Raw genomic sequence first — 18,860 nt, 5'->3', positions numbered from 1 at the left:
CAAGTGCTTAACTGCCGGCAATAAGGGGGTTGATAAGGAGAAACTAAGATGAAGATTTTTATTGTTGGAATTACCGGCGGGATAGGATTTCGTCTGGCACGTATCCTTAAGCTAGGTGGTGATGAAGTTAATGGCCTCTACAGAAGCCCAAACCAGACTAAGGCACTTAATAGCATTGGTGTAACAGCCACCTTAGGCGATCTTGTGAGCATTGAGCCACGGCAGTTGGCTGACGCCATGCGCGGAAGTGATACTATTGTTTTCAGCGCAGGCGCTGGTGGCGATAGTCATGCGATGACCAAAGCGATTGACGGCGAAGGCGTTACCAAGTCAATCGCGGCGGCCAAGCTGGCAGGCATCAAGCGTTTCTTTCTTGTTTCGGTATTTCCCGAGGCATGGCGTGAAAGGCACATGGATGAAGGCTTCGAACATTACATCATGGTGAAAAAACAGGCCGACATCGCGCTCTCAAAAAGCGACCTGGACTGGGTTATCTTGCGTCCATCCGCCCTGAAAAACGATCCCGGCACAGGAACGATTAGCCTTGGTGTCGCACAAATTCATACTGAGGTTCGCCGTGACGATGTTGCGGCAACGCTCGCAGAGCTAATCCACACACCCGCAGTAAGCCGAAAGATACTTGAACTGACGGAGGGAAGTACGCCGATACCAAAAGCGGTTGGAACCATTTCTTCCAACTGAATAACATTGCAGCACGGCGCATTATGCTTTATCAAGGCGCAGAGCTTGCTACCGCCTGCTGAATAAATATACCGCAGCCCCGATAAGTACCTGCTGCCGGGCTCGTTCCCTTGATAGCCCAAACCTATACTTATGTATATCAATTGCAGATAGCCGGAAACAAGCTTAGAGGATAAGCTAAGTAAAACGCGGTAAATGGAGAAAGTGTATGCGATGGGGACAAACAGTAGTTGGTCTGATAGTGCTCGTAGCAACGGCCTGGGGTTGCCTGGCATTGTGGTTTCAGCTACCCCGCCAGTTTACCGCTCTTGGTTTGATAGTATTAGGCGTCTGGGGCCTGCTGGGTGCAATTTCTGCTTTCACGCTTTTCTGGCGTTATCAAGCACGCTACCGCCGCAGTTTACTTGGCGCTTATACGCTGTCGGCCACGCTGTTACTGGTTTGGTGGTACAACATTCCGCCTTCGCACCAACGGGATTGGGCCGATGATGTTGCTTATCTGCTGCAAGCCGAAATACAGGGTGATCAAATCACGCTGCATAATGTCCGTAATTTCGACTGGCGTACTGAAACTGATTACACACCTAACTGGGAAACCCGCCATTACAATTTGAACCAGCTGGTTTCTGCCGATCTGATCCTCTCATACTGGATGGGGCCGCACATTGCGCATACGCTGGTTTCATTCGGTTTTAACGATGGCCGGCAACTTGCTTTTTCTATGGAGATACGTAAAGAACGTCATGAGTCGTTCTCCGCTATCGGCGGCTTTTTTCGCCAGTTTGAGCAGGTGATCATCGCCGCAGATGAGCAGGACATCATTCGCACCCGCAGCAACGCGCGTAATGAAGACGTTTACCTGTATCGTCTGACCATGAACCCGGAGCAACTGCGGACGCTGTTTCTGGGCTACTTAGAGGCTGCTGAGACGCTGCGCACTGAACCTGATTTTTACAACAGCTTAACCAGCAACTGCACAACAATAGTGTTTGATTTAGCCCGCCAGATAGCACCTGAGCTCCCGCTGGATTACCGGCTGGTGTTATCAGGCCACTTTGCCGAGTATGCTTACGATTTAGGCGCATTGATACCTGAGTATAGCTATACACAATTACAGGAACTGGGGTATATCAATGCCCGTGCCAAAGAAAGTGACGCTGCAGAAAAACACAACTTCTCCCGAATCATCCGCATGGGAGTGCCAGGGGCGTCGGCTAAAAACACCCCATGAATTCAATTACACACTTATTATTAGACTTTGTGTTTACTCAAGCAGGCGCTTTCAGCAGCCCCGTCGCCAGTGCAGAAAACGCTGCAACAGCTTTTGGTAGCACGTCCTGCGGGGCTGCACTTGCTGCAACCCACAATGCGGCGTTAAGCGCCGCACCATTGAGCAAACGCGCCGCAGCTTCAGCATCAATTTGTTTTAATGTTCCCTCAGCAATTAACCTTTCAACAATCAGCTTTGTTGACTCCAGACAACTACTCTGACTTGGCCACTGTGATGGATCGCCCAAAACTGCCGGGCCATCCAGCAGCACTATGCGCTGTACCTCAGGGTCAAGAGCAAGCTCGATATAAGCTACACCTTCAGCCAGAAGCCCCTGCCAACCATCACCCGCCTTTGCCCGGGCTTTTTTAGCATGAGCCGCCATTTCTGAATCAATTTGCTCAACAACTGCCGCCAACAATCCACGTTTGTCGCCGAAGTTGTGATAAAGCGCACCGCGTGTCAAGCCAACATCGGCGGTTAAATCATCCATTGATGAGGCTGCATAGCCTTTTTCTGCAAAAGCTTTTCGAGCGGCTAAGATCAGCTTTGCCCGGTTCTCAGCCATAGTTTTCAAACGTTGATTCATCGTAACCCCACTTTGACATACGACACGTATAAATTAAATTGACATACGACACGAATGTGAAATACCATACATACGGCGTGTATATTAAATTATTTTTATGCACGGCGCATAGCACAGTCTGCAAATATCAATGTACCGAGGTTTCAAAATGACTAAACGTGAAATCATCACTCCTGAGGGCAGACATGCTCTTTACGAGCAACATGCTTACTCAGCCGCTATTAAATCCGGCGATTTGCTATTTGTCTCAGGGCAAGTAGGCAGCCTGCCCGATGGCAAGCCAGAGCCCGACTTTAAACGCCAGGTTGAATTGGCGTTTGCTAACCTGCAAGCCACGCTAAGTGCTGCAGGGTGCACGCTCAATGATATTGTCGATGTCACAACATTCCATACCGATCCTCAACACCAGTTCGATACAATTATGGCGGTAAAACAAAAGATGTTTCCGTCGGCCCCCTACCCAAACTGGACTGCAGTTGGCGTAACCTGGCTGTCCGGCTTTGATTTCGAAATCAAAGTTATCGCACGTATTCCCACAAAAAATTGAGCATTGTAAACCTGCCAAATTAAGCAACTAACGGAGAAATACCATGGAAAAACCAACATTATTAGTCACCCCTGGCTACGGCGAAACCATGCTGAAAGCTTTACATTACTCGCAAGCCTTAAAAATCGGCAATCGTGTAGAAACCTCAGGCCAGGGCGGCTGGGATGATGATTTAAAGATACCAGCCTCGGTTGAAGAAGAAATCGCTCAGGCATTCCACAATGTGGAGCGTACACTGGCCACTGCCGGTGCGAGTTGGCAGCACGTTGTACACGTTAACTCCTATCATGTCGGTGGCTTCCCGCCAATAGTGAATGTAACCATGACTAAACTCTATCGCCACTACATGCCTAACCATGCGCCGATATGGACACAGCTGGGCGTGGAATCTTTAGGGTTGCCAGAGATGCGTATCGAAATACGGGTAACCGCTATCATTGCTTGATTTTGCGATAAGTAGACCAACGGGCCCGTAGTCTAATTGCAATCAAAACAGCACTTTAGCGGTAAACTCCACATAATCCGTCTCCCCCCGGTTACCGGTTTGTTGCACCAGAGCCGCAGGAAAAGAGCGGCCATAAACCAGTGACAATGTTGTTGCGTCCGTTAAGCTGACTTTTGTACTGAGAGAAAACTCTGTCGCCACGTAACGCCTGTCTGACGTACTGTCTACGTTTAATAAATTACCGCCCGGGCCATAGACGCCATCCTCAGTAGACAAGCGCCAATAAAAATTGACGGCAGAGGTAACCTCAACGGCGGAATGCGGTTGAAAAGTAAGATACGGTTGAACGTTATAGAAATTTCTCGGACCAAGGAGCGCTAATTCTGAAAAATAATTCCCTCTGGGAAACAGTGGATTAAAAGTCCCCAAGGTATTATCGTCCGGATTTTTATCGCCGCTGGCAACATTTGCAGAGACCCCTACACTGGTCAATGGGTAACGCTTCAACGCAAAACGGGTATCTGCAGCAATGGTCCAGGCCCTGATATCCTGCTCATTAAACCGGCCAAACTGGAACGCCAGTTCCCAATTAAGGGTTAGCCCCCCGCTTGTTCCCGCCAATCGGGTGCCTAAAGTGTGCCTGTGCTCTGCACCACTCCCTTGCAAATAATTGGCTTCATCATTTCTATAACCAAGGTAGTAAAGGTCAAGGTTGTGCCACTCATCATCATCGTTAACCGCGTAAATACCCCAAAAAGCCTGCTTATGATCTAATCTGTCATCAAAGCTACCTTGGAAAGTTTGCCACGGGCGGCCAACGAAAGCGTCTATCTGCCAGGATTTAACCTGTGACGTCAGCCGTAACGCGTCATAGCGGCGCCGCACGTTTGGTCCTTCTCGTGCGTCAACTAAACGGCCTGTTCCAAAAGCAAGCTCTTGCCGGCCCAGCCTCACTTGCCAACGTTCATCATCTGAGAACTGAACAAATACCTGTTGAAAACTCAACCGGTTTTCATCTAAAGGAGATGGACCCTGTTCTAATCCTGCCGACAGCGCACTGTACAGCTGGGTATAAATTCGAACAGAAGGCGAAAGACGCCAGTCTGCAAACACAACATAGCGTTGCAGGAATGCGCCATCGCTACCATCGGTGTCATCCTGCCAATTCGCACCGTTTGTGACCGCATATCGCCAGCGGCCTTCCCCCCCGACACTGAGCAAACTCTCCTTTGTCGGACGCAAACATTTGTATGGGTACTCGCTATCGGGGTTGTCACGACACCAAGCAGACCAATTTTCATCTTGCCGCAGTCGCTCGTAAGCTGGTGGAGAGCTTGCCGAAGCGGTCACTGTCATGACAACAACGCCGGCAACACTTAAGCAGATTTTTTGCAACGCAACATAGAATCTAATCAACATTTCCACCCCACACAGCGCAGAATACTGATTATGCTGCACTGTGCTTGCCTCTGTTTAACAACCCACTCAGTAAAACCGTGTTTAGCGATTTTGTCTTAAGTAGTTGTTCGCTGTACCCTGCACTATAGGACAGATAACGACACGACCAAATTAGAATAAACGAAACCTAACTTTCGTTTATTCAGCATGTAAGGTTGTTCGCCTGCCGCGCTGGCGCAGTAATAACGGTGCCAACGCCCCTTGCAAAGGGTGCACAGCAGTAGCAAAGCAGGCCTAATGCACAAATGAAAGCGAAAATTGAGCGACAAGCGCTGCCCTTTTGCTTGCTGCACTGCTATTTCTTCAGTGGCTTAACCAAAGACAACTGATACACATCATGGCGCCGGTCTTTCATGGTATTAACACTGCCATGGGTGTGCAGCTCTTTTAGCGCATCCAGGTCGACATCAACAATCAGCAGCATCTCAGAGTTAGGCGTGGCCTCGGCTTTAATGCCGGTGGTCGGAAAGGCAAAATCCGATGGCGTAAACAGCGCCGACTGCGCATACTGAATATCCATATTATTCACCCGCGCCAAATTCCCCACCGCCCCGGCAATAGCAACATAACATTCGTTTTCTATCGCGCGGGCCATAGCGCAGTGGCGCACCCGGGTATAACCGTTTTGCGTATCGGTTAAAAATGGTACAAACAAAATATTCATGCCCTGATCGGACAACAGCCGGGCGTATTCCGGAAACTCGACGTCGTAGCAAATCATAATGCCAATTTTGCCGCAATCGGTGTCAAACACTTCAACCTTACTGCCGCCGGTCATCGCCCAGTTACGTTTTTCTGCCGGGGTTACATGTACTTTGTCATACTGCTCCCAGCTGCCATCGCGGCGACATAAAAAGCCGCTGTTATACAGCTTGCCATCTATCAGATACGGCATGCTGCCGGTGATGATGTTAATGTTATAGGCAATGGCAAATTCGACAAACTTATCACGGATGGTTTCAGTGTATTTTGCCAGCTGGCGAATGCTTTCGGTCACGCTTAAATGGTTGTAATGCTCCATTAAAGGCGCGGCAAACAGTTCAGGAAACAGAATAAAATCGCTTTTGTAATCAGATACCGCATCAACAAAAAACTCCATTTGCGCAAACAACTGGTTTATATCTTTCATATTGCGCATTTGCCACTGCACCAGGCCTAAACGCACCTCTGCTTTAGGGGCATTAATCAGTTTAACCGACTTGGTATAGTAAATATTGGCCCACTCCAGCAAGGTAGCATATTCCTGTGACTGGGTATCACCGCGCAGATAGCCTTTAAGTAACTTACGCACATGAAAACCATTGGCCAGCTGAAAGCTCAGTACCGGATCATGAATTTCCCGCACCTTCACTTTTTCAATATATTGCTTGGCACTCATTTTGTCGGCATATTCGTTATAGTTCGGCATCCGGCCGCCAGCCATAATGGCGCGTAAATTCAGATTTTCGCACAGCTCTTTGCGGGCATCGTACAAGCGCCGCGCCAGGCGCAGGCCGCGGTAATCGGGGTGAATAAACACTTCTATGCCGTACAGCACATCACCGTTAGGGTCATGGTTTTTAAAAGAAAAGCCAGTGACGATTTGATCATAAGTATGCTCGTCACCAAATTTGCTGTAATCAATAATCAGCGAAAAGGCGCAGCCTACTACCTTGCCATCGACACAAACACACAGCTGGCCTTCCGGAAACTTGGTCAGCAGCGTATTAACCACCGGCTCAGTCCAGGCAAGTAAAGGTGCATCCTGATACACCTGCTCAGACGCTTTACGCAGCGCCGTCATATCCTCATGGGTCAGATGACGCACTTCAACATGATTGGCTTCCATAAGCTCTCCTGTGGTTGCAGTACTGTATTAAGGGTAACACAGCCTGACGCAACATGGTCGCATTCACAGCCAAGGCCCGTTGCAACAGCAATTGCTACAACCACAACTAGCCGCTATCGGCGCTATGTCGCTATTGCATGCCAAAAGCCACGGCAGCACTAACCACCTGCTTAAACTCAGCCTTGGCCAACAGCAGTTGCAACTACCGGCACCGCTACATAGCGATAGCGTTAACTACTCCCCCACTTGCTACCGCTTACGTATTCAGGCGCGCGATGTCGCGCTTAGCCTGACGCCACTTAACGACAGCTCAGTCAGCAATCAGTTGCAAGTCAGCATCAGCGGCTTTAACAACGCCCCCCACCCGGCCGAAACCCTGGTGCAGCTAACACTGGCAGGCCAGCCACTGCAGGCACTGCTAACTAAACAATCGGTAGAGCGATTGGGGTTAAAGGTTGGGCAGCAAGTCTATGCGCAGATAAAAGCGGTAGCGTTGGATTAACTAAATTGGCTTAAATCGTCATCTGTCCGTAATTCTGAGAAAACTTCGTCAGCAGAATAAGACTCCTCCTCTCCGTGCAGGTAGGACTGGTAACGTCGATTGGCCTCGTGCACCCAGATATTTTCAACCTGAGCAGGAGCAGCCGTTGGGCGGGGTTCCAGACTGTTCAGCAGATGCACAACCAGTTCTGCACGTTCTGACACAGGAAGAGAAAGCGCCTCAGATTCAATCAGCTTAGTGGCAGGTAACATAAATACCCCAGCAGCAAATTATTTGTTTGAATAGTCTACACGCTGACACGGACTTACACCAAATTTTGCAGACTGCAATGCAAATCAGCGGATAGAAGATTTAGACCCGGGCATAGCCATGTTGCGGCAACTGATAGATCAGCACGGCCTGACGCAAAGTGATTTTCAGCAGGAGATAGGCGGTAAATCGCTGGTATCACAAATACTCAGCGGCAAGCGCTCGCTAACACTCGGCCATATCCGGGCATTGTCCAAGCGGTTTGGTATACCAGCGGCTATGTTTGTTTAATTGCTTCCAAGCACATTTAAGAGGCAGGCAATAAAATGCAAAATTTAAAACCTGCTCCCAAGGTTTGAGAATCAAGAGCCGTTATTTATTAACAGGTTTAAGGTGTTTACGCCGCTCTTGCTTTTGGGCTTGCTCCATAGCTTCTTCTTCTTCAGCAAGCTCCTCATCAGACATCAGTAAACGCTCATAGCCACCGGCAAGTATGCCGCGTTCATCATCACCCAAATCGTAGTCACCCGAAAAATATTCAGCCGCCCGTTCTTTGGCACGTTTAAGTAGCCAGGCTTCAAATTCTGGTGTACCAGGTTCAGGGCGTGGTTCAGGCTGTTTACTATGCACCGGCCTGGGTTTCACAGAGTTTTTTTCACTCATAACCATCTCCACAAATGCTCGGGGTTGCTACCTTTGCTTTTCTGATAAATAAAGCCTTTTTGTTGGTACAACGAAATGAGCCGCTGATTTAACGGGCGCATAATCTTAATTTGTGTCGCGCCAATAGCGTCAGCATAGGCTTCAAAAGCGGTCATCGCAATAGTGAAAACCTGGCCTGAACAGGGTGTTTGGTCGGGATTGGCTTCTATGACATCTAGCCGCATTGATTTTCCGGTTTTTGTTGGAATGCCAATTGCCAGCCCGCAAAGTGTAGTTCTACTCCAGGTGGCAACATCCAGTCTGTTCGGGTGACGGGAGCTCCACGCTGGATAACTTCTGGCAAAAGACCACGGCACTGGAGTTCCCAAAATTTGCCTGCGAGCTTCCCAGATCCTGGCCTGTTGCAACGCTTCGGTATCGATATTTCTTAGTGACACGGAATCCTGAAAGTGTTGTGGTAGTGCAGCTTGAGCCGCCGCAATGGCATGTGTTCTGAATGATTGGTATTTATTCTCGGCATGTTGATGAGCCAGGTTCATAACAGTTCCTTTGCTGAAATGGATAATTTGCGTTAACTATACGTTAGCAATAATTACGATACCACAAGATTCTTTTCTAAGTCATAGCCACGCTGCACGGCCTTATGCAAAGTGATTTTCAGCAGGAAATAGGTGGTAAATCGCTGGTATCAGAAATACTCAGCGGCAAGCGCTCGCTAACGCCCGGCTGTACCCGCGCTTTATCCAAGCGGTTTGGTATACCGGCGGCGATGTTTGTTTAATGTCTTAGTGGTACATTTAAACGGAAGTTATCAGCGTCTCTGTGCTGCTTTTTTGAGTGGCAAAAAGCAAAACCTGCCCCTGAGGTGCTGAAGTGGGAGATGTTGAGGCACGCTTATATTTAGACTACACAAATTTACACCTATGTCTCTCGCTCGAAGTTAGCTGAAGTATATGGCAAGTCTCATCCTTCAGCGCTGAGCGAGCAGAGCATATTCTAGCTAAGCTACAACAGGCGACGCTGATGCGCCATCTGTCTTTTACAACAAAAATGTCTTTTTTTTTTTCAAAAAACTGGACATTTTCCGGTGCATCGGAATAGAATCTCATTATCTGGAGATATCTATGACTATTGCAAAATCCGTTTATAAAGAAATCGAACATATCAAACCGGGTAAGTTGTTTTCTTATCAGGATCTTGATGTGTATGCAGAACATAGCGATGCGGTAGTTAAAGCTGTAAATCGCAATGTCAGTAAGCTTGGATTAATCAAAGTTAAAAAAGGGCTTTTCTATAAGGCTGAAGTTGGTCGGTTTGGGCCAATGGCTCCTAAGGAAAGTGAAGTCATCCAATATTTCACCAAGCGTGAAAGTCGTACTGTTGGTTATGTCACAGGACCTGCTCTCTATTATCGTTGGGGATTAACCACTCAAGTTCCTGCGGAAGTAACCGTTGCTACAGCAACATCAAAACAGGAAAAAGCAAATCTTTCAGGGTTACGTATAACTACTATTCCTGCTCGATACAAGGGTGTTACTAGTAGCAATATAGAGTTACTGCAATTTTTAGATGTGTTGAATAACATCGAACGAATTCCTGATGCCAATGTAGACGACGTTTCTAGTAAGTTGAGTTTAAAATTGAAACAATTTTCTCAATCTTCAATAGAAGAGATGGAAGGCATCGCCACAGAAGCATATTCCGAAAGAACAAAAGCGTTACTTGGCACATTTCTAGAGCATTATTTACATCATTTTAGTGAAAAGCTATATAGGTCATTAAACCCGACGTCCACATATTACTTTTCCTATTCATATAAAATGCCAAATGCTAAAAAGCACTGGCATCTTATATTTAGCAAATAGAATAAAGGTAAATTAGTGGAATTACATAACGATAGAGGGATTTTCGAAGAGGCTATCCGTGCTACTGCGCAACATCTTTCTTTACCGATGACGTATGTGGAAAAGGATTACTGGGTAACTCTCGCTCTTAAAGCATTGGCCAACTCTGATATTAGCAAAAATATTGTTTTTAAAGGCGGCACGTCGTTAAGCAAAGCGTATGGCTTGATCTCTCGATTCTCCGAAGACGTTGATATTGCTGTTTTTACTGACTCTTTATCTACAAATCAAGTTAGAAGACAAGTCAAAAAAGCTTGTACTATATTGCCAGAATGTTTTGAAGAAATTGAATCACCTGATACAACGAAAAACTCACATTTCCGCAAGATTCGTTTCCAGTATCCTAGGCTAGATGAGACAGTTGAACCACAAGGCCAAATTACCAACAGTCTGTTACTTGAGGTCAACGCATTCGCTGATCCTGAACCTCATAGAATGATGCAGATCTCTAGTTATGTAGCTGATTTTCTTATATCTACTGGTCGCCAAGAGGTAATTGCTCAATACTCACTTGAACCTTTTGAAATGAATGTTCTATGCACCTCCAGAACGCTCTGTGAAAAAATCATGGGAATGATTAAAGCCTCCTATGGTGACAATCATATCAATAACATAAACAATAAAATTCGTCATTTGTACGATATCCATTTTCTGATAAATGATGAATTTACGAAGAAATTTTTACTATCAAATGGCTTTACAGATATGGCAATTAGAGTGATTGAAAGTGATCGACGCACTTTTACTTCAGTGCCTTGGTTCGATCAACCGCTGGCACAAGCCATTGTATTTTACGATCTTGAATCTATTTGGGGGCAACTTGAGGTCACCTATCATGGTGATTTTAAGAAAATGGTTGTAGGTGAAGTTCTACCTTCACCAGAATCACTATTCGATACAACCAAACTAATATTGAGCCAGCTTACGGCATTTGACGGAAAATAGACTAAACACATTTTAGTACTATCGAGCACCCAGGGTCTGGTATTGCTTTTACCATTCCCTACCACAACAAAATAAAGAACTGATTTAACCTTAAACCAGCTGTTAAATTTACCGAAAAAACACACTTGGTCAAGCATTTAAATAGCATAATCTTAGTTGGCTGGATAACGCTGGTTTGCCTTGATGGTTAATCAGTTAAATAACGGCTTTTACACCGTTGCGCTGGATGATGGACAATAAACGCAGGGCCGCACCTTGTGGTTTGGATTTACCCTGCTCCCACTTCTGCACACTTTCACTGCTCATATTCAGAATGGTAGCCAACACGCCCTGGCTAATGCCTTCGCGTATCCGTAAAGTCCGGATATCTTCCGCACTCATTTGCGGCGGTTTTGCCTGCTCTGTCAGCGCATTGATTTGCCGCATTGTGACTTTATCGATGGTGCCCGTTTGATGAAAATGTTCTGCCATCTGCTGAATTCTTTCAAGTCTATTATCTTTCACTACCGACCTCTATTAATAAACCTGCCTGTATATCTTTTTGTATCTGTTGCTCATTGGCGGCCAGTAAACTGTAGCTATTGGGGGTCAGTAGCTATTGGGGGTCAGAACAAAATTAAACCTGCCCCTGCAATCGCTTTAGCCGCTATAAGTGAATTAGCGACATTGTTTACAGGGCGTCTAAAGCAGGCTCTGATCTGGCGTTTACTGCGCCAATAGTTTAAGTAACTGCTCTTTTCGGGCCAGGTAAACGTCATAGCCATCATAGCCCTGCGCCGCTAACGCGAGCGCTTTGTTGACCTGTGCGAGTGACTCTTCGTACCGCTCGCCCTGCTCGTAGCCATAAGCCAGACCGTTGTAAGCATCTGGTTTGTCGGGATAGAGCGTTATGCCGTATTCAAACAGCTTAATAGCTTGTTCAAGATTGCCGGTATTGACGAAGTGGTAACCCAGCTCGCGTACCAGCCATTCCGGCGGCGAAGTTTGTTCGCCATATTGCTGCGACAGCCGGTTGTAATAATCGGCAATAGAGCGGGTGTCGCTGGTAAAGGCGCGCAGCGGCATACGCAACGGTAAGAACAGCTGGTGATAGGCGTTAAAAATACCGGCAACTGATGTTAAGCCGTGTGGCACAGTGGCGAACTCTTCACTAATAAAGGTTAAGCCCTTGGGCGTATTAGACGACATGAAGTGTTGCAAATCGTCATAGCGATGTCGCATAAAGCCGCTTTCTTCACCAATGTTCATGTATAAATAGTTGTCTAGGTTTTTTGTGTTAGCCATAAAGGCTTTTGTGCTTTTTACCGATGCGCCGTGATCCCACCAAACTGCGGCACTGTAGGCCAAATGCGCCTGAAAAAGCTCAGGCTTGGTTTGCAGAGCATAAAGTACGAATACGCCAGCGGCAGACGCCCCGGCAATAACTTTAAAGTTATGCGTACGGTATTTTTTGTCCACGAAAGGGATAAGTTCTTTTTCTATAAAAGTTAAGAACTTTGGCGCTCCGCCGCCGATACCGACCGGGCCCTGTGGCTCTTGATTAACGGTTGGAAACAAATCCCGCATCCTGTCGGTATTTTCAATTGCAACAATGATCACCTCAGGCGCAGCGCTTGCGTCTTGCAGTTTTTCTAAAACCGCCGTAATAAGCGGGATATTGCCTTTACCATCAAGCCGATAGATAACCGGATACTTTTTGTTGGGCGTGGAAGCATAGCTTTTGGGAAGTTGTACTGTAATGGTTCGGCTCTCGTTGAGCACGGCAGAGTGCAGTGTTTCTGTCAGCAGTGTGTAGTCACCACTGGCACCTGACGCCTGCTGCTCAAAAACAGATGACGTCATCACTGAAAAAACGATAAATGCAGCGATGCTCTTGGCAATATTCCTTTTTGTCATTATTTTTCCATTTATTTCAATATTTTTCATAGCGTTAACATACAAGCTTATATATTGAAATACTGAGTGATTCAGGCCTCTGCGCGGAAGAAGTCAATATATTGCTCAACAACTTACCTGCCAGTAAAAACCGTTGCCACCATTGGGCTAACTTTAAGCACAATACCGCCAGTCAGCGCATTGCTGAAGCTGATACTGTTAGGCTTGCGCCCCGTTTGGCATTGCGTGACGCAGAGCAACTGGCCATTTCATTTGATCTGAAAATCTTCTGTCAAATTGCGCCAGTGCTGCTTTAGCTTACGTTTGTGATCGTCATGCATTGGCAGGTCGTTGATGGCATCCGGCCAAAGGCTTCTGGCTTTTGCTATTGCATCATCCAGATGAGGTTTAATGGCTCGCCATGGGATGCCGGCGCGGTCAGCCCACAACTGAAAGTTTGCCAGCGAAACGTCGTACCATTGTTTGGTTTTGCCTAAATTAAGGGCAAAGTGCCGTTCGCCGTCAATATATACACTGGTTGTGACGATGTCGTAAGCCGGTGACAGCCGTGGCGTGACTTGATCAGCATAGAGCAAGCTCCAATTTTTCAGGTGCGCATCGCCGTTGGCTAGCAGGATATTGCCCAACAGCCGTCTGGCAAATTGTTGCGCGTCAGCCAGGCCATCTCCGGAAAAATCATAGATAATCTTGCCAATTTGCTCATAGTTTGCCGATTGGTATTTTTCATGCGGATACTTCACTAATACCTGGGCAAAATCTTCCATGTGAATACGGATATTATCGTTGCGATCAAACCGTTTTATCGCAAAGGCCAGCTTTTCATCAGGCAGATTTATCGGCGGAAGGTTGTCCAGTTTATTCAGTTCAACCAGCTTGATGTCGGGAATGTCGATGCCAATTAGTGCTGCAAGTTTCATTGCAGTGTACTCGTTCAGCGGTACATTTTTATGTTTGGTCGACGGTGTTTTGATTATCCAGTCTCCCAACACATCACCTTTGGCCAGGTTGTAGCGTCCATCCTTTTCCTTCATGGAAAACTTCATCTGCACACCCGCCAGCGAAAACTTGTTCTCTGTTACAGTTTTATTAAATTTAACGGCTCTGACGTTGTGGTGTACGCTAAGCACGGTGTCCGGCACGTCGTCTGGTTCCATAGGCTCAGCTACCAGAGCACCAGGCAAATCCGCGCCCAAATAGGAAAGAATATGGAATTCGTTGTCGACATGCACTTTAAGCCCTTGTGCTATTAACTCCCTTAACGCACCTTCCGGCAGCAGATTGGATAGTATAGGGTGCAACCTTTGGTTTCTTGACCAGGATTCAGCCATTAATTTTTCAGCTCTGGGAAACGCTGGGTGGGTTATCAGGCTAAAGGTAGGGCGATTAGGATCCTGCTTAAATTCCCCGGCAAAACTCAATATATTTTTACCAGTTTGAAATCCGGCAAGGTAGCCCACTAACCTGTTGTGCAAGGTTAACTTTAAAACACTTATCTCGTCCACGAGGCCACTGCTCATTGGTTGTCTCCCAATAAGTCCTGCCATGGGTCATCGGCCAGACTTTTCTGCGCATTTTCCATGGCAGATTTAGCAGATTGTTGCAATGAGGGCTCTTGTTCCAGTACATCCATTACTGCACTGAGCTTTTCTCTTGGGATCAGCAGCAGTTCGCTGTTTAGCCCCTGCGCTATCAGCTCAAGAGTGTTCAATCTAGGGTTACCCTTGGCTTCAAGGCGCTGGTACTGCTGACGTGATACCCCGACACGCAGCAGCATATCGTTCTGCTTTAAACCCAGTGTCAGCCGGCGCTGTTTTATTTGTTGCAGAATAGAGACCATATTAGTAGTTATATATATTGCTTTTGCATCAATAAGAAACATATTAGTTTCCTATCAAGCAAAAAGCAATAAATGTATTTCCTTGCTATGCACCACTTTATAAAGCTGATAACGAGGCCGGTAAAACCGATCAGCAGAACTGCACTGGGCTACTGCAGCGCCAGATTAAGCGCGATACCGCCAAGCAACACCGCGATGGCGCTATCAAATAGCTGCCAGCGTTTAGCCGAGTTAAGCCAGATTTTAAGCTTGGGCGCCAAAGCGGTTAGTGAGGAAAACCACAGCAGCGATGCCATACAGGCGCCGGCCATAAACCATAGCGGTGCGGCTTGCTGATTTGCTACGCCGCCGATTAAAAATACTGTATCTAAATACACATGCGGGTTTAATAAGGTAATGGCCAGTGCCGTTAGCGCGGTTTTGCTGTTGCTCATTACCTGAGTACCGGTATCGGTTTGCAAGCCTTTGCCGCCAGCCCAGGCGCGGCTGGCTGCCTGCCACGCCAGCCACAACAGTAAGGCCACCCCCAGCCAGGTTAATAGCGGTACCAGCGGCGGCACCCATAGCTGCATTTGCTGCACGGCAAATACGCCGAGCACAATCAGCAGGCAGTCACAGACAATACACACGGTAGCAATAACCAGCCGGTTGGCCCCGGCCATGCTTTGGCTTAACACCCAGATATTTTGCGCGCCGATGGCAACGATTAAACTTAAACCGACACCAAACCCCAATAAAAACGTCATGCTGCTAACTCACCCTATAAAACCTGGTGCAGACCATACCCTTTGCCACTATCATTAATCCAACGAATTATTTTATGTACAGATGAATAAAATTAATGATTGATTATCATTTATTGCAGGCACTGTCTGCCGTGGTGGAACAAGGTGGTTTTGAGCGGGCAGCAAAACTATTGTGTCTGACACAGTCGGCGGTTAGCCACCGCATTAAGCAGCTTGAAGCCCTTGCCGGCCAGCCGGTGTTACTGCGCACTGCGCCGCCGGTGGCGACGCCGACCGGGCAACGGCTGCTGAACCATTTGCAGCAGGTACGGCAAATGGAAGCCACACTGGGGCTGGAGGCGACCAGCGTGACTACGCTAAGACTGGCGGTAAATGCCGACTCACTGGCGACCTGGTTGCCACAGGCATTGGTAATGCCGCACTACCCGCAGCTGTGCTTTGACTTTGTCGTCGAGGATCAGTCGGTCGGATTAAAACGAATGAAACAGGGCGATGTAATGGCCTGCCTCTGTGCCAGCAGCCAGCCGGTAAACGGCGCTAAAGTGCAGGCGCTGGGGGCGCTGCGTTACCGCGCTGTGGCCAGCCCGGATTTTATCCGCCGTTACCGCTTAGATCAGCAACTGCTGACACAACTGCCGCAGGCGCCGTGTTTGGTGTTTAATCAGGATGATCAATTGCAGCATCAGTACCTGCAGGATGTCTGTGGTAAGCCACCGCAACAAACCCATTTATGCCCCTCGTCAGAAGGTTTTTTACGCGCAGCCCTGGCCGGACTGGGTTTTGGTTTGCTGCCAGAGCTGCAAATGCAGCCCTATCTGCAAACTAAACAGCTGGTTGATTTAACGCCACACTATCACCTGGATACCCCGCTGTACTGGCACTACTGGCAAAGTGAAAGCCCGTTAATGGCGCAGTTGCGGCAACAAATTACCACCACCGCCAGGCAGCAACTGCACTGCGTTAGTTAAACTCTGCCTGCAGGCACCTAATGTTAGTCCGCTGCCTTGGGCGCGCTAAAGGCTTTGCTGTAAAAACCGGACGGGTCAAAACAACACACCCGCCGTTTGCCTTCAGCCAGCATATTGCAGGCATCACTGACCCGCTCAGCACGGGTTTTCGCCTGTTTGGCCGAGGTGTTCCAGTGGATCCAGTCCAGCCGGGCGATGGTGGTGGTATCGTGCCAGGCATCATGCTCGGCGTGCTCCGGCATAGATGTTCATCTGCCCGGCGCCGCCACAGTTAGCTCAGACCATATTAAATTTCCATTTTTGGTCTAAAACACTAACGCGTAAACAGGCAGTTTGCAAACCTTGCGCCGACAGTAAAAATAGTTGCACTTGTGCCACTACTGGCTATTGTTAACAACAGAGCAAACGGAGCACCGCTTGACAGTGCAGTAAACCAACCGTTAGCCACACGGGCAAGGTTGCCAGCAGGCAGACGCAAATGGAAGTGCAGGTTTTTATGCTGTTTCAGATAGTTCACAGCGCCGGAAGCGCAATTTATTTTGTGTTTTCTATTTTGCTGCTACTTGCCAGCCGGGTGCCGCGCACTAACCCGGGCTGTGGCTGGTGGGCTGCCGCCATTTTCGTTGCTTTCGTCGCCCGGTTGGCATTTCTAAGCGTACAGGCAGATGATGCCGCCCTGGCAAAACTATTGTATGCCCTGCTCAGCATTACTGAAAAACTGTTGCTACTGATTGGCGCGGCACGCTTTTTTGCTACCGTGCTCAGCCCCCGTATTTTATTACTGATGACGCTATTGATGCAGCTATGGCTGCTAAGCGCGCATTTTTATCAGTACTCTTCTGCAGTGTACAGTTCCGGCCTGGCATTATTTAACGCCAGCTGCCTGCTGCTGTTTATTATCTCTGTTTTACGCGGTACCGTAGCGCTACACGGTGGTATTAAGCTCACCATTATACTGACCTGTGCTCTGTTAATGCTGCACTGGCTGCTATTTGTACCCATCTCCAGAATGGTTTATCACGACTGGCGCACGGTGGCCTTTATTATTGGCACTGCTCTGGTGGTGATGCAGTACACAGCGTTAATTGCCGCAGTGTTGTCGCTGTTTCAAAAACGTTTACTCGACTCAGAAAGCAAAGCGCTGGAGCTGGCATATAAAGATCCGCTTACCGGCCTGAGCAATAAGCGTTATGTTGATGCGCTGTTTGGCAAGGCACTGCAACTGGCCACCCGGCCACATCAGTTTCTGGCACTGTATTATATTGATTTAGATAAGTTTAAGCCGGTTAACGACCAGGCCGGCCACAAAGTGGGCGATTTGGTGCTGCAACAAGTGGCGCAGCGGATGCAAGCCTGCCTGCGCAGCACCGACATTTGTGCCCGTATTGGTGGTGACGAGTTTGTTGTGATTGCCACCCAACTGGAACAGCAACAGCAGGCTGCAGAGATTGCAAAGAAAATTCTGCATTGTCTGCAACAGCCTTATATTGTTGAAGGTAAAACTTATCAGCTTGGCGCCAGTATCGGCATCAGCCTTTACCCCAAACATGGCACCGCTTTTGCCGACTTGTTGGAGAAAGCCGATGCTGCTATGTACCAGATGAAAAACGCCGGCCGCGGCGGATACCGCTTCTTCGACAGCGAAATAGCCTAAACACCGTCTAACGCGGTCATTAACCCCATATTTGCGCCGCCCGTTTGGCTATTAGCCATAGCTGTCTGCTTACTATAGGTACACTGAGCTTAACAGCGGTTTTACTATAGCTGGCAAGCGACGACCTGCCGGTGTCACTTTAACTGCTGTTTCAGTAAATCTACCACCGGCTGAAAAGCAGCTTTATTTTTATCGTTCAGCGCGATTAATGCCTGGTGGGCGCGCAGGATCATCTGGCCGTGCTGCTGCTCGCTGTAGTGCTGAGCGCTGACAGCAGACAGCTCAACCGCCGCTGAGGTCGCTTGCTGCACGATATCAAACGCCTGCTCCAGACACAGGCTGTACAACAGCTCATTGACATCACTGTTGGTAGAAAACAGTGTTGGCCGCGGCAACTGCTGTTGCTGACAAAAACGCGCCAGACTGGCCAGTAAACCAATATAGGTACTGTCCATAAAACTGACATCGTTTAAATCGACCACCAGTTGCTGACAGTTCAGCTTGCTGGTGAATAAGCGCTCGACCAGGTCATCCATACCGCTGGCATTGGTGTAGCGCAGCTCACCACTTAGCTTGAAGTAGCAGCAGTTCTCGATACAGGCAAACAGCAGTTGTTGTTGCTGTGTCATATCACCTCCCCCGTTTGCCAACCCTGGC

The 18,860-nt window shown here is 48.0% G+C and carries 24 protein-coding genes; 11 read left to right on the top strand and 13 right to left on the bottom strand.

All coding sequences use genetic code 11. The annotated features are described in order from the left end of the window. The first annotated feature begins 48 nt into the window (after window positions 1–48). A complete protein-coding gene (locus tag RNAN_RS02050) occupies window positions 49–702 on the top strand; it encodes an NAD(P)H-binding protein (protein ID WP_008218273.1) in 654 nt (217 codons plus the stop codon). 208 nt (window positions 703–910) lie between these two features. Beyond that, window positions 911–1,933: an Lnb N-terminal periplasmic domain-containing protein gene (locus tag RNAN_RS02045; RefSeq protein WP_008218271.1), complete on the top strand. Its 1,023-nt coding sequence runs from the start codon at window positions 911–913 to the stop codon at window positions 1,931–1,933. Window positions 1,934–1,970: 37 nt separating this feature from the next. Here the strand turns inward: RNAN_RS02045 and RNAN_RS02040 are convergent, their stop codons facing one another. Beyond that, the gene (locus RNAN_RS02040; protein WP_008218269.1) at window positions 1,971–2,561 is read right to left on the bottom strand and encodes a TetR/AcrR family transcriptional regulator; all 591 of its coding nucleotides are present in this window, start codon (window positions 2,559–2,561) and stop codon (window positions 1,971–1,973) included. Between the two features lie 148 nt (window positions 2,562–2,709). On the opposite strand from RNAN_RS02040, the gene RNAN_RS02035 reads away from it, so the two are divergent. Together RNAN_RS02035 and RNAN_RS02030 are read left to right on the top strand one after the other, a co-directional pair. Next, complete coding sequence (locus RNAN_RS02035) at window positions 2,710–3,108, top strand: RidA family protein (RefSeq protein ID WP_008218268.1); 399 nt, start codon at window positions 2,710–2,712, stop codon at window positions 3,106–3,108. A gap of 43 nt (window positions 3,109–3,151) precedes the next feature. Beyond that, the gene (locus RNAN_RS02030) at window positions 3,152–3,553 is read left to right on the top strand and encodes a RidA family protein (RefSeq protein ID WP_008218267.1); all 402 of its coding nucleotides are present in this window, start codon (window positions 3,152–3,154) and stop codon (window positions 3,551–3,553) included. A 42-nt stretch (window positions 3,554–3,595) separates the two neighbouring features. On the opposite strand, the gene RNAN_RS18590 is transcribed toward RNAN_RS02030, so the two are convergent. Both RNAN_RS18590 and RNAN_RS02020 read right to left on the bottom strand, forming a co-directional pair. Beyond that, window positions 3,596–5,011: an alginate export family protein gene (locus tag RNAN_RS18590; protein WP_008218265.1), complete on the bottom strand. Its 1,416-nt coding sequence runs from the start codon at window positions 5,009–5,011 to the stop codon at window positions 3,596–3,598. 295 nt (window positions 5,012–5,306) lie between these two features. Continuing rightward, complete coding sequence (locus tag RNAN_RS02020; RefSeq protein WP_008218263.1) at window positions 5,307–6,839, bottom strand: carbon-nitrogen hydrolase family protein; 1,533 nt, start codon at window positions 6,837–6,839, stop codon at window positions 5,307–5,309. A gap of 79 nt (window positions 6,840–6,918) precedes the next feature. Between RNAN_RS02020 and RNAN_RS02015 the strand changes: the two genes are divergently transcribed. Next, window positions 6,919–7,341 (top strand): TOBE domain-containing protein, encoded by a 423-nt coding sequence (locus RNAN_RS02015; protein ID WP_008218260.1) that lies wholly within the window; start codon window positions 6,919–6,921, stop codon window positions 7,339–7,341. On the opposite strand, the gene RNAN_RS02010 is transcribed toward RNAN_RS02015, so the two are convergent. After that, window positions 7,338–7,592 carry an addiction module protein gene (locus tag RNAN_RS02010; RefSeq protein WP_040551458.1) on the bottom strand — a complete coding sequence of 85 codons (255 nt, stop codon included), beginning with the start codon at window positions 7,590–7,592 and terminating at the stop codon, window positions 7,338–7,340. The two genes, RNAN_RS02015 and RNAN_RS02010, sit on opposite strands and share 4 nt — an antisense overlap. Before the next feature lie 118 nt (window positions 7,593–7,710). On the opposite strand from RNAN_RS02010, the gene RNAN_RS18830 reads away from it, so the two are divergent. Next, a complete protein-coding gene (locus tag RNAN_RS18830; protein ID WP_008218258.1) occupies window positions 7,711–7,881 on the top strand; it encodes a helix-turn-helix domain-containing protein in 171 nt (56 codons plus the stop codon). An 81-nt stretch (window positions 7,882–7,962) separates the two neighbouring features. Here RNAN_RS18830 and RNAN_RS02000 read toward each other — a convergent pair whose 3' ends face one another. Both RNAN_RS02000 and RNAN_RS01995 read right to left on the bottom strand, forming a co-directional pair. After that, on the bottom strand, window positions 7,963–8,253 hold the full coding sequence (locus RNAN_RS02000) for a hypothetical protein (RefSeq protein WP_008218256.1): 291 nt from the start codon (window positions 8,251–8,253) through the stop codon (window positions 7,963–7,965). Continuing rightward, entirely contained in the window at window positions 8,250–8,792 is a 543-nt protein-coding gene (locus RNAN_RS01995; protein WP_040551457.1) for a hypothetical protein, read from the bottom strand. The genes RNAN_RS02000 and RNAN_RS01995 overlap by 4 nt, the downstream gene beginning before the upstream one ends. A 104-nt stretch (window positions 8,793–8,896) precedes the next feature. Here RNAN_RS01995 and RNAN_RS18825 point away from each other — a divergent pair, with 104 nt between their 5' ends. The 3 genes from RNAN_RS18825 to RNAN_RS01980 all read left to right on the top strand — a co-directional run bounded on the left by RNAN_RS18825 (window position 8,897) and on the right by RNAN_RS01980 (window position 11,102). Beyond that, entirely contained in the window at window positions 8,897–9,034 is a 138-nt protein-coding gene (locus tag RNAN_RS18825) for a hypothetical protein (RefSeq protein ID WP_008218253.1), read from the top strand. Between the two features lie 343 nt (window positions 9,035–9,377). Then, a complete protein-coding gene (locus RNAN_RS01985) occupies window positions 9,378–10,118 on the top strand; it encodes a DUF6088 family protein (RefSeq protein ID WP_008218251.1) in 741 nt (246 codons plus the stop codon). Window positions 10,119–10,133: 15 nt separating this feature from the next. Continuing rightward, window positions 10,134–11,102: a nucleotidyl transferase AbiEii/AbiGii toxin family protein gene (locus tag RNAN_RS01980; RefSeq protein ID WP_008218249.1), complete on the top strand. Its 969-nt coding sequence runs from the start codon at window positions 10,134–10,136 to the stop codon at window positions 11,100–11,102. A gap of 195 nt (window positions 11,103–11,297) precedes the next feature. On the opposite strand, the gene RNAN_RS01975 is transcribed toward RNAN_RS01980, so the two are convergent. The 5 genes from RNAN_RS01975 to RNAN_RS01955 form a co-directional block, all read right to left on the bottom strand. Continuing rightward, on the bottom strand, window positions 11,298–11,573 hold the full coding sequence (locus RNAN_RS01975; RefSeq protein WP_008218247.1) for a helix-turn-helix domain-containing protein: 276 nt from the start codon (window positions 11,571–11,573) through the stop codon (window positions 11,298–11,300). 234 nt (window positions 11,574–11,807) lie between these two features. Beyond that, window positions 11,808–13,028 (bottom strand): alpha/beta hydrolase-fold protein, encoded by a 1,221-nt coding sequence (locus RNAN_RS01970; protein ID WP_008218244.1) that lies wholly within the window; start codon window positions 13,026–13,028, stop codon window positions 11,808–11,810. A gap of 218 nt (window positions 13,029–13,246) precedes the next feature. After that, the gene (locus RNAN_RS01965; protein WP_081502257.1) at window positions 13,247–14,515 is read right to left on the bottom strand and encodes a type II toxin-antitoxin system HipA family toxin; all 1,269 of its coding nucleotides are present in this window, start codon (window positions 14,513–14,515) and stop codon (window positions 13,247–13,249) included. Further along, entirely contained in the window at window positions 14,512–14,877 is a 366-nt protein-coding gene (locus tag RNAN_RS01960) for a helix-turn-helix domain-containing protein (RefSeq protein ID WP_008218236.1), read from the bottom strand. Before RNAN_RS01960 ends, RNAN_RS01965 begins: the two co-directional genes overlap by 4 nt. 107 nt (window positions 14,878–14,984) lie before the next feature. Then, complete coding sequence (locus tag RNAN_RS01955) at window positions 14,985–15,581, bottom strand: LysE/ArgO family amino acid transporter (RefSeq protein WP_008218234.1); 597 nt, start codon at window positions 15,579–15,581, stop codon at window positions 14,985–14,987. A 95-nt stretch (window positions 15,582–15,676) separates the two neighbouring features. Here RNAN_RS01955 and RNAN_RS01950 point away from each other — a divergent pair, with 95 nt between their 5' ends. After that, window positions 15,677–16,549: a LysR family transcriptional regulator ArgP gene (locus tag RNAN_RS01950; RefSeq protein WP_008218233.1), complete on the top strand. Its 873-nt coding sequence runs from the start codon at window positions 15,677–15,679 to the stop codon at window positions 16,547–16,549. Between the two features lie 23 nt (window positions 16,550–16,572). Here RNAN_RS01950 and RNAN_RS01945 read toward each other — a convergent pair whose 3' ends face one another. Continuing rightward, window positions 16,573–16,791, bottom strand: a complete 219-nt coding sequence (locus tag RNAN_RS01945) for a YdeI/OmpD-associated family protein (RefSeq protein ID WP_008218232.1) — start codon at window positions 16,789–16,791, stop codon at window positions 16,573–16,575. 236 nt (window positions 16,792–17,027) lie between these two features. Here RNAN_RS01945 and RNAN_RS01940 point away from each other — a divergent pair, with 236 nt between their 5' ends. Then, complete coding sequence (locus RNAN_RS01940) at window positions 17,028–18,203, top strand: GGDEF domain-containing protein (protein WP_008218230.1); 1,176 nt, start codon at window positions 17,028–17,030, stop codon at window positions 18,201–18,203. Window positions 18,204–18,337: 134 nt separating this feature from the next. Here RNAN_RS01940 and RNAN_RS01935 read toward each other — a convergent pair whose 3' ends face one another. Continuing rightward, the gene (locus RNAN_RS01935; protein ID WP_008218228.1) at window positions 18,338–18,832 is read right to left on the bottom strand and encodes an STAS domain-containing protein; all 495 of its coding nucleotides are present in this window, start codon (window positions 18,830–18,832) and stop codon (window positions 18,338–18,340) included. Window positions 18,833–18,860: the final 28 nt, after the last annotated feature.

Source organism: Rheinheimera nanhaiensis E407-8, assembly GCF_000296695.1.
GTDB lineage: Bacteria > Pseudomonadota > Gammaproteobacteria > Enterobacterales > Alteromonadaceae > Alishewanella > Alishewanella nanhaiensis.
Note: the sequence above shows the minus strand (reverse complement) of the source record. Positions and strands in the feature narration are given on the sequence as shown.

What these genes read in the sequence shown, in the direction of transcription:
- RNAN_RS02050 (WP_008218273.1), top strand. Translation starts at nt 49, where the DNA reads ATGAAGATTTTTATTGTTGGAATTACCGGCGGGATAGGATTTCGTCTG.
- RNAN_RS02045 (WP_008218271.1), top strand. Translation starts at nt 911, where the DNA reads ATGCGATGGGGACAAACAGTAGTTGGTCTGATAGTGCTCGTAGCAACG.
- RNAN_RS02040 (WP_008218269.1), bottom strand. Translation starts at nt 2,561, where the DNA reads ATGAATCAACGTTTGAAAACTATGGCTGAGAACCGGGCAAAGCTGATC.
- RNAN_RS02035 (WP_008218268.1), top strand. Translation starts at nt 2,710, where the DNA reads ATGACTAAACGTGAAATCATCACTCCTGAGGGCAGACATGCTCTTTAC.
- RNAN_RS02030 (WP_008218267.1), top strand. Translation starts at nt 3,152, where the DNA reads ATGGAAAAACCAACATTATTAGTCACCCCTGGCTACGGCGAAACCATG.
- RNAN_RS02020 (WP_008218263.1), bottom strand. Translation starts at nt 6,839, where the DNA reads ATGGAAGCCAATCATGTTGAAGTGCGTCATCTGACCCATGAGGATATG.
- RNAN_RS02010 (WP_040551458.1), bottom strand. Translation starts at nt 7,592, where the DNA reads ATGTTACCTGCCACTAAGCTGATTGAATCTGAGGCGCTTTCTCTTCCT.
- RNAN_RS18830 (WP_008218258.1), top strand. Translation starts at nt 7,711, where the DNA reads ATGTTGCGGCAACTGATAGATCAGCACGGCCTGACGCAAAGTGATTTT.
- RNAN_RS02000 (WP_008218256.1), bottom strand. Translation starts at nt 8,253, where the DNA reads ATGAGTGAAAAAAACTCTGTGAAACCCAGGCCGGTGCATAGTAAACAG.
- RNAN_RS01995 (WP_040551457.1), bottom strand. Translation starts at nt 8,792, where the DNA reads ATGAACCTGGCTCATCAACATGCCGAGAATAAATACCAATCATTCAGA.
- RNAN_RS18825 (WP_008218253.1), top strand. Translation starts at nt 8,897, where the DNA reads ATGCAAAGTGATTTTCAGCAGGAAATAGGTGGTAAATCGCTGGTATCA.
- RNAN_RS01985 (WP_008218251.1), top strand. Translation starts at nt 9,378, where the DNA reads ATGACTATTGCAAAATCCGTTTATAAAGAAATCGAACATATCAAACCG.
- RNAN_RS01975 (WP_008218247.1), bottom strand. Translation starts at nt 11,573, where the DNA reads ATGGCAGAACATTTTCATCAAACGGGCACCATCGATAAAGTCACAATG.
- RNAN_RS01970 (WP_008218244.1), bottom strand. Translation starts at nt 13,028, where the DNA reads ATGAAAAATATTGAAATAAATGGAAAAATAATGACAAAAAGGAATATT.
- RNAN_RS01965 (WP_081502257.1), bottom strand. Translation starts at nt 14,515, where the DNA reads ATGAGCAGTGGCCTCGTGGACGAGATAAGTGTTTTAAAGTTAACCTTG.
- RNAN_RS01960 (WP_008218236.1), bottom strand. Translation starts at nt 14,877, where the DNA reads ATGTTTCTTATTGATGCAAAAGCAATATATATAACTACTAATATGGTC.
- RNAN_RS01955 (WP_008218234.1), bottom strand. Translation starts at nt 15,581, where the DNA reads ATGACGTTTTTATTGGGGTTTGGTGTCGGTTTAAGTTTAATCGTTGCC.
- RNAN_RS01950 (WP_008218233.1), top strand. Translation starts at nt 15,677, where the DNA reads ATGATTGATTATCATTTATTGCAGGCACTGTCTGCCGTGGTGGAACAA.
- RNAN_RS01945 (WP_008218232.1), bottom strand. Translation starts at nt 16,791, where the DNA reads ATGCCGGAGCACGCCGAGCATGATGCCTGGCACGATACCACCACCATC.
- RNAN_RS01940 (WP_008218230.1), top strand. Translation starts at nt 17,028, where the DNA reads ATGGAAGTGCAGGTTTTTATGCTGTTTCAGATAGTTCACAGCGCCGGA.
- RNAN_RS01935 (WP_008218228.1), bottom strand. Translation starts at nt 18,832, where the DNA reads ATGACACAGCAACAACAACTGCTGTTTGCCTGTATCGAGAACTGCTGC.